This is a genomic window from Micromonospora sp. NPDC048040 (assembly GCF_055587185.1).
In genome coordinates this window covers 1-16,754 of record NZ_JBVJGT010000016.1, presented here as the reverse complement: position 1 = coordinate 16,754, position 16,754 = coordinate 1, and the positions used below count along the sequence as shown (strand labels likewise).

Below are 16,754 nucleotides of genomic sequence, written 5' to 3'. Positions count from 1 at the left end.
GCCGGTGCGACGCGCCGGCGGGGACGGGGCGTGGCCGCCCCCTGGCCCGGGCGGGCGGCGGCACCCGCCGTCGGAGTCGCGCCGCGTCCCACCTGGACGGCGGCGGGCGGGCGACCGACCGGGGTGGAGCGTCATCCGTCCACCCCGGCGGGCGGTGCCGTACGGCGCCACGGATCCGTCCGGCGCCACGGATCCGTCCGAGAGGGATCAGGCGGCGGCGCGGAGCCGCTCGATGTCGTCGAGCACCTTGCCGGCGGCGATGGGCCCGGCCCCGCTGCTCCACACGCTGCCGTCGACGGCCGCGACCCGGTCGTTGCGGGCGGCTTCGAGGCGGGCGAACGCGGGCTGCGCCCTGGCCGCCGCGAGGGCCTTCTCGCCGTCGGCGTTGAGGGTGGCGACGTAGATGAAGTCGGCGTCGAGCTGGCCGAGGTTCTCCAGGCCGGGATGCTGGTGGGCCGGCGACTCGCGGCGCTGCGGTTCCCGGACGCGGTGGCCGCCGGGCTCGGCGTGCGGGTCCGCGTCGTCCGGCTCGCCGCGCTGGCGGTCTGCGTGACGTGCGCGGGACTGGCGGTCGCCGTCGGCGGTCCCCTCGGCCTCGTCGCGCTCGTCGCCCCCGAGGCCGCACGCCGCATCTGCGGCCCGCGCGGCGTCCCCGTCCTCGGCAGCGCCCTCGCCGGCGCCGCGCTGGTGCTGCTCGCCGACACCCTCGGACGCACGGTCGCCGCCCCGGTCGAGGTGCCGGTCGGGCTCGTCACCGCCGTCGTCGGCGGCCCCTACCTCATCTGGCTCCTGCTCAGCTCACGCCCCCGGAGAGTCCCGTGACCACACCCGCCGTCCTGCACGCCGACGACCTGACCCTGGCGTACGAGCGCACCGTCGTCGTCGACGCCGTACGGCTGACCCTGCCGCCCGGTCGCCTCACCGCCGTCGTCGGGCCGAACGGCTGCGGCAAGAGCACGCTGCTCGGCGGGCTCAGCCGGCAGCACCGGCCGAAGGGCGGCGCCGTCCTGCTCGACGGGCGCGTACTGGCGAAGCTGCCGGCCCGCGAGGCGGCCCGCGCGATCGGCCTGCTGCCGCAGTCGGCCGAGGCCCCGGACGGGCTCACCGTGACCGACCTCGTGCGCTTCGGCCGGCAGCCGCACCAGGGGTTGCTGCGGCAGTGGTCCGCGCAGGACCAGGAGGCCGTGCACCGGGCGCTCGCCGCCGCCAACGTCGCCGACCTGGCCGACCGGCCCCTGGAGACCCTGTCGGGTGGGCAGCGGCAGCGGGCCTGGATCGCGATGGCGGTCGCGCAGGACACCCCCGTACTGCTGCTCGACGAACCCACCGCGGCGCTCGACCTGGGTCACCAGCTCGAGGTCTTCGAGCTGCTCCGTGAGCTGGCCGCCGCCGGTCGCACGGTCGTGGTCGTGGTCCACGACCTGACCTCGGCCTGCCGCTACGCCGACCACCTCGTGGCCATGCGCGCGGGCCGGGTCGTCGCCGAGGGCGCGCCGGACACGATCGTCACCACCGAGCTGGTGCGGCGGCTCTACGGGGTCGAGTCCGCCGTGCTGCGCGACCCGGCCACCGACTGCCCGGTCGTGGTGCCCCTGCGGCTGGCGTCCTGACCGGCCGCTGCCTCCAGGACGGCCAGCAGTCGGCGGACCGCCGGCACGGCCTGCCCGATCGCCCGGCGGTCGGCGTCGTCGAGGCGCAGCAGCGCGGCCGACAGCACCTCCTCCCGGGCGGCTCCCCACGACGCCAGTCGCTCGACGGCCGCCGGCGTGAGCCGCAGCCGCGCGGCGCGGCGGTCCGCCTCGTCGCGCTCGCGGACCAGCAGGCCCGCGCCGACCAGCTCGCCGACGATGGTCGACACCGTGTTCGGCACCAGTTGGAGGCGCTCGGCCACCGACCGGATGCCGACACCCGGGTTCGCCTCGACGGTCCGCAGGACCTCGACCTGCGCCTCGGCCAGCCTCGGCACGTCCGCCTGCCGACGCACCGCCCGGCGGGCGGCTCGGGCGACCGCGCCGAACACGGGTAACTGGCGGGCCAACGACACGGCGTCGTCGCCGTGCGGGCCGGTCACGGACGGGTCGCCCGTTCTGGCGCGCGCCCGGCGAGGGACGCGGGATGACGATGCACGGGACGACCCTACCGACGTCGCGCTGACGATGCCCGCCGCGGCGCGGACGGCAGCGCGACGTCGGCTCTGAGGGACGGTGGCGACGACGGGCCGGCCGGCCCGAGGACCGGCGACGGGCAGGGCCCGACCCTCCCGTGGGAGAGCCGGGCCCGATCCGCTTCGACGGTCAGTCCGTGCAGGACGGCTGGTCGAAGTGCCCCGGGGTGCCGGGGAACGCCACCCCGGCGCCCTGTTCGCGGTTGTCGCGTGGGTAGACGTACGACAACTCGAGGAACGCCGAGGTGCCGGCCGTGGTCACGTCGGTCGCGCTTCGACCGGCGCCGGAGGCCCAGGCCAGGCTGGTCAGGAACTCCTGCATGGCCGGGCTGTGCTGGCGGACGTCGTTGAACCCGCCGTAGGCCGAGTTGCAGTGGGTGAACAGGTTGTAGGCGCCGTTCCAGTCGAACATCCGGTCGCCGTTGTTCGGCCCGTTCGCCGTCACGTCACCCTGCAACACGTCCCGGTCCCAGCCGCCGTACATCCAGTCGGTGCCGTGGTGGTGCTGGTTGTCGGCCACGACGTCGTTGTCCAGGCCCGTCATCTCGAACCACAGGCACGGGTCGATGGTGCCCGCCGCCAGGTCCACCGGCCAGGCCCCGGCCGCGCAGTTGTCCGGGTACGACCCGCGGGGACGGAAGTCGAGCAGGTCGGAACTGAGCACCGCAGCCACGGCCGGGCCGTCGGTCGCCCCGGCGCCGCCGAAGAGGTGGTCGACGTACTGGTCGCTGTCACCTCGGGCGGCGGCGCTGAAGACGCCGTCCACCTGGCACTGCGGGTTGGCCGCGTCGAGCACCGGGTCGCAGCCCTTGCCGCCCCACAGCACGTCCGACCCCTCCGACCCGAACAGCTCGTCGCCTCCGCTGTCGCCGTTGGCGACGTCGTCACCGAACCCGGTGTGGATGTTGTCCGCCCCGGCGCCGCCCCGGACGCGGTCCCCCGCGCCGGCGGTCAACCCCGAGTGCGGCATCGGCGCCGAGGTGGAGCTGCCGATCCAGGCGTCCCCGTCGGTGTCGTGCAACAGATCCACGCGCCGGTCGTAGGCACCGGCCCGAAATCCGGTGTACGTCTCCTGCGGCACCGACGACAGCGTGGTGGTGAAGCCCAGCGCCGCCACGTCGTCGGGGTTGAGGTACTGGCTCACCACGCCGCCCCGGTCGCCGAGGATGGCGTCCCGGCCGTCGTCGCCGTACAGGGTGTCGGCGCCGAGCTCACCGAGGAGGTCGTCGTCGCCGTCGCCGCCGCGGATCGTGTCGTCGCCGTCCTGGCCCCAGACGCCGTCGTTGCCGGCGTCGCCGTAGAGCTGGTCGCCGCCGAACGCGCCGGCCGGCTCGCACGTGGCCTGGGCGGTGGTGCAGAACCGGGTGGACGGGCCGGGCAGGGCCGGATCGTGGGTGCGGGCCCGGGTGGCGTCGGCCGGCACGACGCCGGTCGGATACCGCTCGGTGTAGACCCGCTCGGTCGGGCTGCCCTGGACCACGGTCACCGTCCGCAGCAGCGACCCGTTGTCGCCGAGGAGCACGTCGTCGGCGCCGTTGCCCTCCATCACGTCCCCGGTGTCCCGGAAGCCCGGGGCCGAGCTGCCGCCGATCAGGTCGTCCTGCCCTGCCGGCGCGCCGTCGCCGACCAGGTCGGCCACGGCCGCCGGGTCGCCCGGCCAGCCCGGGTCGGGCAGCGGGGCGACAGTGGTCCGTCCCGCCGCGCCGAGGGCGCTGTCCCCACGCAGGACGTCCGCCCCGCCGTTGCCCTCCAGGTAGTCGCCGTCGCCGTCACCGGTCAGGGCGTCGTCGCCGTCCTGACCCCAGAGCGTGTCGACGCCGTCGCCGCCGCTGATCCGGTCGTCGCCGTACCGGCCGGCGGTGGCCGCCGCCCGGTCCAGCAGCACCACGATCCGCGGGCCGAACAGGGCACCGCCGGCACCGACCCGGACCGTCGCCGAGGTCGGCTGCTCACCGGCGAGCGGGCGCAGCACCGCGCCGTTGTCGCCGATGACGGCGTCGGACCCGGGGCCGCCGAAGACGGCGTCCGCGGTGTCCGGCTGGCCCGTGGTGGCCGCCCCGGTTCCGTCGTACGCGGTGCTGGAACCACCCACGAGGTCGTCGTCGCCGTGGTTGCCCTCGACCCAGTCGGCGCCGGGGCCGCCCTCGGCGAAGTCGGCGCCGCCGTCGGCGTGCACCCGGTCGGGCCCGCCCTGGCCGAAGATGACGTCGTCGGAGTCCCCACCGAAGATCAGGTCGCCGCCGCTGGTGCCGGCCGCCGGGGTGAATCCGAGGTCGAGCAGCGTGACCTTGCGCGGCGGCCCGGCCCGGCCCTGGGTCACCCGGGTCGCGTCGGCGTCCGCCGGCACGAAGCGGGCGTTGTCCCCGGCGATCAGGTCGCTGTCGCCGTCACCGTGGAGCTGGTCGCCGACGTCGGGCCGGCCCGTGCCGGCAACCGGCTCCTGGCCGGAGCCGCCGACGATCTCGTCCCGGCCGTGGTCGCCGTGGACCAGGTCGGCGCCGTTGTTGCCCTCCAACCGGTCGTGCCCGCCGTCGCCGTTGATCCGGTCGTCGCCGAGCCCGCCGTAGGCGAGGTCGTCGTCCCCGCCGCCGGAGATCACGTCCCCGGCGCCGGCCCCGGCAACGTCGCCGGCCAGGTCCAGCGGGTAGGGCCCGACGTCGCCGACGCGCGGGGTGCCGTTGTCGCCGACGATCCGGTCCGTCCCCTCCTCGCCGTAGAGGCGGTCTCCACCGTCGGCCGCGCCGGCGGTGCGCCCACCGCCGTAGAGCACGTCGCCGTCGCGACCACCGAAGACCTGGTCGCCGCCGGCGTTGCCCTCGGCGGTGTCCGCGCCGGCGTCGCCGAAGAGGCCGTCGTCGCCGGCGTTGCCGAAGAGCAGGTCGTCGCCGTCGTCGCCGTGCAGCTGGTCGACGCCCGCCGCGCCCCAGGCCCGGTCGGCGCCGCCGCCGAGGTGCAGGGTGTCGTCGCCGAGTTGACCGCAGGCGCGGTCGTCGCCGCCGCCCAGGTCGGCCCGGTCGTCGCCGCCACCGGCCGAGACCACCTCGACCCCGGCGCCGCCGAGGATGAGGTCAGGGGCGCCCTGGTCGGCGGGGGCCGGCTGAGCGTCGGCGAGGGTGGCGTCGGCGCAGGTCTCGGCGGGCAGGTGCCGGTCGCCGAAGACGGTCGCGCCGCCGTCGCCGCCGATCACGTGGTCGCTGCCGGGTCCGCCGACGAGCAGCTTGGTCTGCGACTGCGTGCCCGCCGGCAGCGGCTCGTGGGTGACCTGGCGGAACGGACCGTAGCCGTCCGACCCGTCCGGCTCGCCGACCTGGGAGGGCTCGGCGATCACGTAGTCCTCGTCGGGGCCGCCGAACAGCTCGTCGGTGCCGTAGCCGCCGACCAGCACGTCGTCGCCGCCGTAGCCGTAGACGCGGCCGGTCTGGCCGTTCGCCGAGTGCGAGACGACCAGGTCCACGCCGGCGCTGCCGTGCACGACGTCCTGGCCGGCACCGGTGTCGACCTGGTTGACCAGCCCGGCGTCGCCGGTGCCGGCCTGGTCCGCGTCGGCGGGGACGTCGGTGTCGTACGTGTGGATGGTGTCGTCGCCCCGGCCGCCGTTGACGGTGTCCGCGCCGGGGCCGCCGACCAGCGTGTTCGCGCCGTTGGGCCGGTCGTCGACGAGCACGCCGAGCACGTCGTCGCCGCCGTTGCCGTAGACGGTGCTGGCGCCGTGCCCGACGGTGACGTGGTCGTCCCCGCCGGCGTGGTCGGCGGTCGGGGCGGTCAGCGTGGTCCAGTCGACCAGCCCGTTGAGGGTCTTGTCGCCGGCCCCGGTTCGCACGGTGGTGGCGCCCCGGTCGGTGCCGCCGAGGCCGCTGTCGCCGGCGACCACGTTGTCGCCGTCGCCGGTGGTGATGCTGTCCTGCCCGGCGCCGCCGGCGACCCGGCTGACCGTACCGGCCGCCTCGGCGGTGACGATCACGTCGTCGCCGCCGCGGCCGTCCACGTACGCCGGCCCGGTCCCGGTGCGGATCCGGTCCTTGCCGTCGGAGCCGAGCACCACCGCGGTCTTGTCGAACGCGGAGGTCCTGGTGCCGTCGCCGCTGCTGTCGCCGTCACCGAGGAGCAGCACCGACAGGGACGTCTTGTCCGGGTCGGCGACCTCGTAGCCGCGCCCGTCGACGACCACCCGGGTCAGGGCCGGGTCGAGGAACTCCTGCCGGCGGCCCAGGGCCTCCACCGCGAAGCCGTCGAAGTCGTCCGTGGCGCCCGGGGTGTCCGCGTCGGCGTAGTGCAGCGCGTACACCTTGACCACGTCACCGGCGTAGGTGTCGGCGCCGTTGTCCCACGCCTTGTCGCCGCGCTGGTCCTTGGTGCCGAACTTGCCGGCGAAGACGACCAGGGTGTCCCCGACGGTGCCGGCGAGTTCCGGTGGCGGCGGGGAGCAGTCCGGTTGGGCCCGGAAGTCGAGCAGCGTCGCGTCGACCAGGGTGAAGGCGAACTTCTTCTTGAACAGGAACAGGTCGATGGTGACGTAGACCCGCAGGAAGACCGAGAGCCGCCCGCTGGTGGTGAACAGGCAGATCGGGTTGACCAGGAGCGCCTGGAGGAACTCGCTGGTGCGGAACTTCCCGTCGTTGTTCGGGTCGTTCCAGCTGAAGCCGACGGTGAGCTGGATGCCGCCCTCGATGCCGACCTTGACGATCAGCACGCTCACCTCGGCCCCGGCGGCGATCTCACCGCGCAGGGTGACCACCGGGACGGCCTTGCCGCTGCTGTCGGCGGTCTTGAAGTACAGCCCGTCGAGCAGGCTCACCGCGTCGACGGCCGTGCCGTCGGTGGCCGCCTCGACCGCGTGCCGGATGCCGGCGGTGTCCAGGCCGGCGATGAACCGGGCGGTCACCGAGGCGCTGCCGGACAGCGTGACGAAGACCGGCGGCGGGGCGTAGACCGGGCCGAAGGACTGCCGCCAGCTGAAGCCCAACTCCAGCGGTCCCGAGTCGAAGCTGATCAGCTCGACGTCCTGGCCGAGCAGCAGCCCGAACAGGGAGCCCGGGTTGTCGAAGATCGGGAAGCTGAAGCCGGTCTTCTGGGCGTTGCTCCTGCCGTCGGCGGCCGGGGTGAACAGCTTCTCGCCGTCGTCGCCGGCGGCCTCGTCGACCTTCGCCTTCACCTGCGCGCCCGAGGCCGGGTTGTACTCGGAGGTGCGGTCGATCAGGCTCTCGGCCGAGGCCGGGGAGGCCTCCGTGGTCAACGCCTTGGCGCTGTCCATCTTGAACCCGCCGAGCGGGATGGAGCAGCCCGAGTCGCAGTCGGGTATCCGGTTGATGAAGGTGACCACGGCGCGGACGGTGTCGATGAAGTCGAGCTTCGGACCGCCGTTGAGGGTGCTGAAGGTCTTGGCGAGCCAGACCAGGGTGATGTCGGGGCCGCCGGTGGCCTTCGACAGGTCCGACAGCACAGGGATCGGCGCGTACAGGGTGTCGATGACCGGCTGCAGCGGCCCGGTGACGGCCTTGAGCTTCTCCACCACCGGCTTGAGGATCTTGTCGAAGAAGGCGCCGGCGTCCAGGGCGATGTCGGTGAACGTCACCTTCAGCGGCGTGGTGACGCCGTCGCCCGTGGCGGTGAGCCCACCCCGCTTGTGCTTCAGGCCCCACTGCAGGCCGAAGGTGGCGCTGATGCCCGGCAGCGCGGAGTCCTCGCCACCGGTGTCCACCGCCGCCGCCAGCTTCCAGTCGATCTTGACCTCGGCGGTGAGGTCGGTGGCGAGCAGCGAACCCAGGTCGGCGAACTCGGCCAGGGTCAGCCGGTCGTCCGGGTTGGCCGTGCAGTCGGCGGTGACGGTGGGGTCGAAGCAGCTCTTCTCCCCCGGAGAGCCCTTCAGGTCGATGCCGAAGTACGCCTTCACCAGCGGGTCGGTGGCCCGCTTCGTCGCCTTCACCTGGATGAAGGCGAGCTGGGCGGCGAGGTCGCCGGTCATGTCGAACTGGGCGCCGACCTGCACCTCGGGCGAGGTGTCCCCGTCGTGGGTGGGGACGTAGAAGCCCTCGTCCCGGTCCAGGACCAGGTCCAGGTGAAGCTTCCAGCCCAGCTTGGCCTGGATGCCGTCCGGGGCGCCCTTCTTCGCCTTCAGCGACAGGCCGGGGATGCCCAGGTCGAGCGGCACGTTGAGCTTGAGGCACTCGTCGGACGCGCTCGCGTCCTTGCACCCGTCGGCTGCCGAGGGTGCGCCCTTGGAGGTGGTGAGCTTGATCCGGATCGCCTGGAAGTCCTCGGGCGCGCAGGGCGCCGTGACGCCGCTGCGGCAGCTGACCACCGCGCTCACGCCCGGGTCCAGGTCGGCGAGCACCTCGTTGAGGGCCGCCTGCACACCCGCGCTGTCGAGCGTGGCGTTGGCCAGCACCGGCCCGATCGCGGCCTTGACGTCCTCACGCAGTTGCGCGACGAAGCGCTGGCCCTGCTGCAGGTCGTCGCCGACCAGGGGCAGCTTGCCGTCGAAGCTGGCCAGCCGCAGCGCCTCCTCGACCTTGGCCAGGTACCCGTCGATACCGACGTTGAAGTCGGTGAGCTTGAGCGACAGGTTGGCGAAGCAGGAGTCGAGGTTCGGGGTGCCGGCCGTGGGCGTCAGGTCCAGGCCGACGGTGAAGGTGAGCAGGTTGGTGTCGTCGGCCGGGTCGCAGTTGTTGACGAACAGCGGCGCTTTCGCACAGAGCGGCACGTCCGCGCCGCCGACCCCGTCGCCGCAGTCGACGCCGGCGGTGGTGAACTTCGGCGTCAGTCCGAGCAGGCCGGTGATCGGCCCGTCCTCCGTCAGGCCGTCGAGGCCGACGCTCAGGTTGGCCTTCACGGTGGCGAAGTCCGGAGCCTTGCCGAGGTCGAGGGCGAGCGGCCCGACCCGCGCGGCGATCGCCGCGTCGGTGACCCCGCCCGCGACGGTGACGCTGGCCGAGGAGCTGCGGTCCAGCAGCGGCGCGGCGTTCAGCCGCAGGGGCAGCAGCAGGCCGAGCTGCGCCCGGGCGTCGACGTCGACCGCGAACGTGCCGGAGCTGTCCAGGGTGATCAGCTCGCGGTGGGCGTCCCAGGCGAAGTTGAGCGGCCCGCCGGTGTGGAACTTGCGCTTCCAGTCCAGCCCGAGGCGCAGGAACGGTCCGCCCTCGCGCTGGTCCAGGGTGAAGCTGATCCCGCTGTCCTCGCCGATCGCCGCGTTGAGCTTGTCGAGGGCGTCCTGGAGGTTGTCGGGGGGCGAGGCGAGCAGCTTGTCCAGCGCGTCGGCCAACTCCGGGCGCAGGGCGTACGCGCTGCCGTCGGCCGGCTTCGGCGTACCGGCCGCGTCGACGCGCAGGGTCTGCCCGTCGATCTGCTTCAGTACCCGGTACGCCTTGCTGCCGATCACGACGGTCCGGCCCTCGAGCCGGGCGTCGAAGCCGGAGTCGCCGTCGCGGGAGGCGTCCTTGAGCAGGAAGTTCGCCCCGTCGGCAACGAACGTGACGTCCTTGCCGACGCCGCTCTCGTCGGCGCCGAGCAGCTGCCGCGCGGAGCGGCCGAGCAGCGGGATCTCCTTGTCCAGCGGGCCGCTGCCGCCGGGCTGGGACAGCGCGACGTTGATCAGCCGCAGCGCCTCGACGACGACCGCGAAGAGCGCCTTCGGGTCGTCGGGGTTGAAGTCGACGGCGAACAGTTCGGACAGCGCCGAGGTGTCGACCACCGGCTGCCCACCGGCCGTCCAGCTCACGTCGACGCCGATGCCCTCGCCGAGGGCGCCCGTGGCGCCGGGCACGCTGACCGTGACCCGGCCGGTGGTCTTCACCGACGACGACACGGCCAGCAGGTTCCCCGGGTCGGACTTCAACCGCTCGAAGAGCGTGCCGAGGCTGAGGTCCTGCGCCTGCTTGAAGCTGACCTGGAGCATCCGCTCGCCGGCGGCGGCCGGTCCGACGGCGAGGTCGCCGGCCAGCTTGACCTTGAGGAAGCCGGCGGTGGCGAAGAAGTCCACCCCGGTGGTGATCGGGAAGTCGGCGGCGAACAGCGGCGTCGCCGGGTCGGTACGCAGCAGCACCCGGTCGGCGTTCGCCTCCGGGCTGCCGAGGTCGTTGCGCAGGTCGAGCACGAGCGTCACGGACGCGCTGTAACGGGGCTTCACCTTGGCGAAGCTGGCCTGCGCGTTCGCCGCCCGCAGGCCGACCTTCCTGTCGCCGCCGACCGGCTTGGTCAGCGTGCCGGCCAGCTCGACGGCGCCGATGTTCGGGCTGGAGCCGCTGATCACCCACACGCTGTCGTTCGGCGGCTGCCCGCCGATCCAGTCCTGGGTGAGGGTGACGGAGTTGGCGGTGTTGGCGGCGACGGTGCCGGCGGAGGTGCCGGCCACCACCCGCTGGCCGACCAGCTGGCCGGGCGTGAACCGGCTGCCGGTGACGCTGAAGCCCTTGGCGGTGAACGTCGCCCCGCGCCCGGACAGCTCCGCGGCACCCGGGTCGAGCGGGACCTCCACCGTGGACTCCCGCTCCAGCTTGACCCGGAACACCAGCTTGTCGTTGTCGAAGGAGAGGTTGTCCACCGGCAGCCCCTCGGCGGCAAGCAGGGCGAGCAACTGCTGGATGGAGCTGAACTTCGGCTGTCCGGCCAGGGCCGGGTCGTCAGTGGCCGGGTCGAACTGCGGGTCGTCCGGCCGCGGGTGGACGTACTTGCGGAGGAAGTCGGTGAGCTTCTCGTTGACCTTCACGGCGTCGGCGAACGTGCCGCGCAGGAAGGGCAGGTTGAGGTTGCCGGCCGGGCCGCTCTGTTGCACGCCGCTGAGCAGGGTGGCGAGCTGCGCGAGCCCGGAGGCCAGGTCCAGCGGGCTCATGTTGCGGAACTTGGCGATCGTCTCGTCCAGGCCGGTGGTGGTCACCGTGGGGGTGCCGACGGAGATGTCGTTCCAGTCGACGTTCACGGTCGCCGCCACGGCGGGCAGCGCGAAGGGCGCGCCGGAGACGGCCGCCCCGAGCTTGACCACGCCGTGCACCGAGCCGGGGCCGGGCTCGGTCTCGGTGTCGGAGATCTTCCCACCGCCGGAGTTGTCGAGGGCCACCTGCACCAGGCCGGCGAGGGAGCCCGCCGCGCCGAGTTCGCCGGTGTTCGCGCCGGCGGCCGTGTCGAAGGCGAGCCGGCCGTCGCCGTTGGGGTCGGTCATGGTGACCTTGAGATGGGTACGCGCGGAGAGGGTGCTGCCGGCGGTCAGCGTGACCCCGAGGATGCCGACCGAGGCGGTGGCCTGGTCGAGGTCGGCGCGCAGCCGCGCCGCCGCGTCGATGTCGATGCGCGGGGTGTCCCCGTCGCGCACCAGGTAGGTCTCCCCGGCGGCGGTGTGCCGGGCCCGCAAATGGAGGGTCGCCCAGCCGGTGACGCTGACCGCCTTGTCCAGCGTCACCCCGGCCAGGGTGAGGTCCTTGTCGACCACTTCGCGCTTCGTGGTCAGCAGCACGTCCAGCAGGTGGTCGCCGCCGCTGGTGCTCACCGAGCTGGTGAGCCGGGTGCCGCCGCCGAGGTCGACGTCGTCCTTGGTCAGGCCGCTGGCCAACGCGTCGGACGCCTTGTCCACGAGCGTGTCGGCGTCGACGAGCGCGCCAGGGCTGACGCCGAGCAGAGGCAGCGGCTGGCCGAGCAGCCCCAGTTGGGAGAGTCCGCCGTCGGCCCAGGTGGCCGTGCGGGACATCAGGTTCTTCAACGCGCTCTCCCACGCCTCGTCGGCCTGGGCGGGCGCCGCCGTCCACACCAACCCCATCGCGGCGGTCACCGCCGTCGCGATCGCCACGGCTAGCAGCCGTCGTAGAGCCACCATGAGCCACCTCGTTCGTCCGATGGCCGTCACCGACGGCGCTGGTCCGCGCCAGCACATCGATCGCGGGAAATGCTCACAACTTGTGTGTCGGCATGGTGACAGTGCGTCAGACCGAACGGTCGGCACCTCCGGACCGGGTGGCCCGAGAAGACTGTGCTGCGGGCCGTACCGCCCGGCCATGTCGCGCCCGTCCCCCGCCCCCACTGGTGGAGGCCCTGTGCCACGTCGGATCCCCGCCGTCGTCACCGCGCTCGCCGGCGGGACCCTGCCCGCCACCTCCGCACCGGCCACCGGAGCGCCTCCCGCGAGCGCCACGGCGACCCGGCGCCCTACCGACACCGGCTCGCCTGCGCGCGGGATCGTTTTCTGGCACCGTCAGAGGAGCCGCCCGTACCGCCCGGTGAGGAGACGATGGTGGGCCACGCCGCCGTGCACCACAGGACCGTCGACGTCGACGGGATCAGGATCTTCTACCGGGAGGCCGGGCCGGCGGACGCGCCGGTGGTGCTGCTGCCGCACGGCTATCCCGCGTCGTCGTTCCAGTTCCGTCACCTCCTGCCCGCCCTCGGCGACAGGTGGCGGGCGATCGCGCCCGACCAGCCCGGCTTCGGATACAGCGACGCACCCGACCCGGCCCGGTTCGCGTACACCTTCGACGCCCACGCCGAACTGCTCCGCCGGTTCGCCGAGACGCTGGGCCTGACCCGGTACGTCATCTACCTCCAGGACTACGGCAGCCAGTTCGGGCTGCGCCTCGCGATGTCCGCCCCGGAGCGGGTCGCCGGCCTGGTCATCCAGAACGGCGACATCTATCCCGACCAGCACGGCCCCAAGTACGAGCCGCTCAAGCAGTTCTGGCGCAGCCCCACCGACGAGGGCCGGGAACGCCTCGCCGCGGCGGTCGGCGAGGAGGGCTTCCGCAGCGAGTTCCTGGGCGAACTGCCCGACCGGCTCAGGGACCGGGTGAGCCCCGACCTGTGGCGACTCGCCGCGGCTTCCGCCGCCACCCCGCAGCGCCGCGCCAATCTGGTCCGCCTCCTCGCCGACCAGGGCAGCACCGTCGCCTGGTTCCCCCGGCAGCAGGCGTACCTGCGCGACCACCAGCCGCCGACGCTGATCGTCTGGGGACCGCACGACGGCTACATGCCCGAGGGCGCCGCGCGCGCCTATCTGCGCGACCTGCCCGACGCGGAACTGCACCTGCTCGACGGCGGGCACTGGCTGCTGGAGACGCACCTCGACGAGGTGGTCCCACTCGTACGCGACTTCCTCGGGCGGGTCCATCCCTGACCACCCGCGCGGCCGCACGCCGCACCCCGCCCGACCGGCCCAGCGGAGTGGGTCGTCCTGCTGACCGGGAGGTGCTTCCGCTACCGTCCGACGGATGACCGTCGCCCGCTCGATCCTGCTGTTCCTGCTCGCCGCGCTCGCCGAGATCGGTGGCGCGTGGCTGGTGTGGCAGGGCTGGCGCGAGCACCGAGGGCTGCTGTGGATCGCGGCCGGAATCATCGCGCTCGGGTTCTACGGCTTCGTCGCCACCTTCCAACCCGACCCGAACTTCGGCCGCGTCCTCGCCGCCTACGGCGGCGTCTTCGTCGCCGGCTCCCTCGCCTGGGGCATGGTCGTCGACAAGTTCCGCCCCGACCGCTACGACATCATCGGCGCAGCCATCTGCCTCGTCGGCGTCGCCGTCATCATGTACGCCCCTCGCAGCGGCTGATCCCTGGCGCTCCGCAACCCAAACGGAAACCAGGAGTCGCCACCCCGCGACCAGCGGCAACGGCGGTCGGCACCCGCCCGGCCCCTACCCGTGACCGGGGTGGATCAAGGGGTGCGTCTGGCACCGTCCGGCCGCGCGTCGCCCACCGTCGCCGCGGCAGCGTTCAGCACGGCCCGGAGCGGGGCGTGTGGAAACCCGTCGCCCGTGCCGGTATCCGGCCCTAGCCGGGTGCTGTAGAAGGGTTCGTCGTGGCGGTCGTCCTGCTGGGCCCACAGGTCGCCGGCCTCGTCCCGCTGCCAGGTGACGTTCTCACCACGGAAGTCGGCGCGGTCGAGCCAGTCGGCGCCGCACGGCCAGTAACCCTCCCAGTGCGGAGGGCGCAATGCGGCGTATGCCTCGTCGACGGCGGCGACGGCCTGGTCCACGTCGTCATCGTCAAAGACGGCGGCGAATCGGCACAGCAGGGCCAACGGCGCCCCGGGGTGCTGCAGCTGCGGATCCCGCGCGGCGATCGCCCGGCAGATCAGGTCGAGCTCGGACCAGCGCAACGCGTACGGGTGCCAGTGGGCGAGATCGTCCCATCCGAGCTCGGCCGGCTCGGCCGAGTCAGGGGTGGTGACCTCCAGGCTGTAGGAGTCGGCCGAGGCGTCCATGCTCAGTACGACGTGGTGGCCGTCGCCGACCTCGAAGGCCACGTCGAGCGACGAGTCGTCGGAATCCTCATCCGCATCGTCATCGTCGTCGTCCAGCAGGTCTTCGAGGTCACCGAGCCGATCCGCCCCGGGTCCCTCCTCGTGGGCGAAGGTGTACCGCGCCCAGAACACCGGATCGCGCAATGACTCTTGCAACACTGATGGAGTCGCCACCGAGAGAACTATAGGAACCGCACGAGCGGCATCCCGAACGGGGTCAGCGGCGTGGTGGGCTGGTCAGCGGCTGCCATGAGGGGACGGCTGGTCGTGCGCGTCAGCGGGCGAGGTTTGTCGAGGGACCTGTCCCGGGGGCGGCTCACTGCTCGCCGCCGGGGATTGTGCGAGCATGCGGTGCTTGCCGGGGCTCACGCCGTGGATCCGCTTGAAGGCCGCGCTGAAGCCGAAGGCGTCCGCGTACCCGAGCCGGCGCGCCACGGCGGCGACCGTCTCGGTGGTCTCGGCCAGCATGTCGGCGGCGAGTGTCATTCGCCAGTCGGTCAGGTAGGTCAGCGGCGGCTCGCCCACCAGTTCGGTGAACCGTTTGGCCAGCGTCGTGCGGGACACCCCGGCCCGGGCGGCCAGGGAGGCGAGCGTCCACGGCTCACCCGGGGCGTCGTGCATGGCGCGCAGCGCCGAGCCCACCGTGCCGTCGCTCAGCGCCCGATACCACCGGGGGGCCTCGGCGCCCGGCTGGTCGAACCAGTCCCGGATCGTGCAGACCAGCAGCCAGTCCAGCAGACGGTCCAGCACGATCTGCCGACCCGGGCGGCACCCGCCGAGCTGGAAGTCCAGAAAGTCACGGAGCGATGAACAGTCGTGTTCATCCGGTACGACCAGCACCGGCGGGAGCACTCCGAGCAGCCGCTGCGGCGCCTGGCTCCGGACGTGGTACGCCCCGGCCAGCAGCACCATCTGCTCGGCCGGGCCGGTGTCCGGTGGCTGGGCCACCGGTGACTGGCCACAGCTGACCTCCCGCAGCTCGTCCGGTCGGAAGGTCGACCGGGGCTCGGCGGAGAAGACGAACGGTTCCGGTCCCCGCACCACGACGGCCTCGCCGACCCGTACCAGAAGTGGCTTGTCGCTCTCCGGGTGGACGATCCAGCCCTCGCCACGCAGCGGCACGCAGAGCGTCAGGGGCGCGCCGTCGGTGAACCGCAGCGCCCACGACGGTGACAGCACCGACCGGCCGAAGGCGGCACCCTCCGCGCGTACGTCCCGCAGCAGGCTGTCGAACGGGTCCATCCCTTCACGATAGGGCGCGGACGATCACGCATGCCCGGCGTACGACCAGCCATGTCCGGCCGGCGGTCGGGCCGGTTGACTCGTGGCCATGACGAAAGAAACGAACGAGATCCTCGTCATCGGGGGAACCGGGAAGACCGGACGCCGGCTGGTGCGCGCGCTACGGGCGGCGGGCGCGCGCGTACGGGCGGCTTCCCGCTCCGGCGAGGTGCGATTCGACTGGACGCAGCCGACCACCTGGCGGCCGGCCGTGGAGGGAGCGTCGGCGGTCTATCTCATCGCTCCGGCGGACCCCGGGATGGCTGACGACTTCGTGTCGCGGGCGGTGAAGGCGGGCGTCGGCCGGCTCGTGGCGCTCTCGGGACGCGGGATCGACAAGATCGACGGGGATTTTTCGCCGAGCATGGTGGCCGCGGAGCAGGCCGTGCGCGACTCCGGCGCGGAGTGGACGATCATCCGCCCGAACAACTTCAACCAGAACTTCGACGAGGACCTGTGGCGCCAGCCGCTTGCCGACGGCCGCCTGGCCCTGCCGATGGGCGCCACGCCGGAGCCCTTCATCGACGCCCAGGACATCGCCGACGTCGCCGCGACTCTGCTGACCGAGGACGGCCATCACGGGCAGGTGTACGAGCTGTCAGGCCGCCACGCGCTCACCTTCGCCGAGGCGGTGACGACGATCGCCAGGGCGGCCGGCCGATCCATCCGGTACGTGGAGTTGACGCCGGAGGAGTACCGGGCCGAACTGCTCGCCGAGGGTTACTCGACGGCCGACGCGACGGCGCTCAACGCCATGTTCGCGGGGATGCGCGCCGGGTATCTCGCCGAGCCGACCGACGCGGTGCGGCGACTCCTCGGCCGCGACCCGATCGACTTCGACACCTACGCCGCGAGGGCTGCCGCGGCCGGCGCATGGTCGTGACGCAGCCGATCTAGCACGGCAGTCCGGGATCGCCCGTTGGACGACGCCGCCTACCCAGCGATCCCGGGCTGCCTCCTGTCGACGACACCTGGAGCCCGGCAGGACCGGCTGTCGTGCCCGCTAGTGCCGCATCAGGCAACGTTTGCCCCGTGACGACGCGCCGCGCGGGGTGCTGGTCCGGGCGGCGTGGTGTCGTCAGGCTGTCCGGGTGGTGG

At 73.3% G+C, this 16,754-nt stretch carries 9 protein-coding genes; 5 read left to right on the top strand and 4 right to left on the bottom strand.

Features of this window, described 5'->3' with window-relative positions:
* Positions 1-444: 444 nt before the first annotated feature.
* A complete protein-coding gene (locus ACZ6O2_RS17700) occupies positions 445-822 on the top strand; it encodes an iron chelate uptake ABC transporter family permease subunit (protein ID WP_466023615.1) in 378 nt (125 codons plus the stop codon).
* The gene (locus ACZ6O2_RS17695; RefSeq protein WP_350704305.1) at positions 819-1,610 is read left to right on the top strand and encodes an ABC transporter ATP-binding protein; all 792 of its coding nucleotides are present in this window, start codon (positions 819-821) and stop codon (positions 1,608-1,610) included. Before ACZ6O2_RS17700 ends, ACZ6O2_RS17695 begins: the two co-directional genes overlap by 4 nt.
* On the opposite strand, the gene ACZ6O2_RS17690 is transcribed toward ACZ6O2_RS17695, so the two are convergent.
* The gene (locus ACZ6O2_RS17690; RefSeq protein WP_350704307.1) at positions 1,532-2,071 is read right to left on the bottom strand and encodes a MarR family winged helix-turn-helix transcriptional regulator; all 540 of its coding nucleotides are present in this window, start codon (positions 2,069-2,071) and stop codon (positions 1,532-1,534) included. The two genes, ACZ6O2_RS17695 and ACZ6O2_RS17690, sit on opposite strands and share 79 nt — an antisense overlap.
* A gap of 223 nt (positions 2,072-2,294) precedes the next feature.
* Positions 2,295-11,963, bottom strand: a complete 9,669-nt coding sequence (locus ACZ6O2_RS17685; RefSeq protein ID WP_466023557.1) for a hypothetical protein — start codon at positions 11,961-11,963, stop codon at positions 2,295-2,297.
* Positions 11,964-12,377: 414 nt separating this feature from the next.
* Here ACZ6O2_RS17685 and ACZ6O2_RS17680 point away from each other — a divergent pair, with 414 nt between their 5' ends.
* Both ACZ6O2_RS17680 and ACZ6O2_RS17675 read left to right on the top strand, forming a co-directional pair.
* Positions 12,378-13,253, top strand: coding sequence for an alpha/beta fold hydrolase (locus tag ACZ6O2_RS17680; protein WP_466023556.1), 876 nt, complete (start codon positions 12,378-12,380; stop codon positions 13,251-13,253).
* Positions 13,254-13,347: 94 nt separating this feature from the next.
* On the top strand, positions 13,348-13,683 hold the full coding sequence (locus ACZ6O2_RS17675; protein WP_350704311.1) for a YnfA family protein: 336 nt from the start codon (positions 13,348-13,350) through the stop codon (positions 13,681-13,683).
* 104 nt (positions 13,684-13,787) lie between these two features.
* Here the strand turns inward: ACZ6O2_RS17675 and ACZ6O2_RS17670 are convergent, their stop codons facing one another.
* Both ACZ6O2_RS17670 and ACZ6O2_RS17665 read right to left on the bottom strand, forming a co-directional pair.
* Positions 13,788-14,549 carry a hypothetical protein gene (locus ACZ6O2_RS17670; RefSeq protein WP_466023555.1) on the bottom strand — a complete coding sequence of 254 codons (762 nt, stop codon included), beginning with the start codon at positions 14,547-14,549 and terminating at the stop codon, positions 13,788-13,790.
* A gap of 63 nt (positions 14,550-14,612) precedes the next feature.
* Complete coding sequence (locus ACZ6O2_RS17665) at positions 14,613-15,617, bottom strand: AraC family transcriptional regulator (protein WP_466023554.1); 1,005 nt, start codon at positions 15,615-15,617, stop codon at positions 14,613-14,615.
* Positions 15,618-15,705: 88 nt separating this feature from the next.
* Here ACZ6O2_RS17665 and ACZ6O2_RS17660 point away from each other — a divergent pair, with 88 nt between their 5' ends.
* On the top strand, positions 15,706-16,539 hold the full coding sequence (locus ACZ6O2_RS17660; protein WP_466023553.1) for an NAD(P)H-binding protein: 834 nt from the start codon (positions 15,706-15,708) through the stop codon (positions 16,537-16,539).
* Positions 16,540-16,754: the final 215 nt, after the last annotated feature.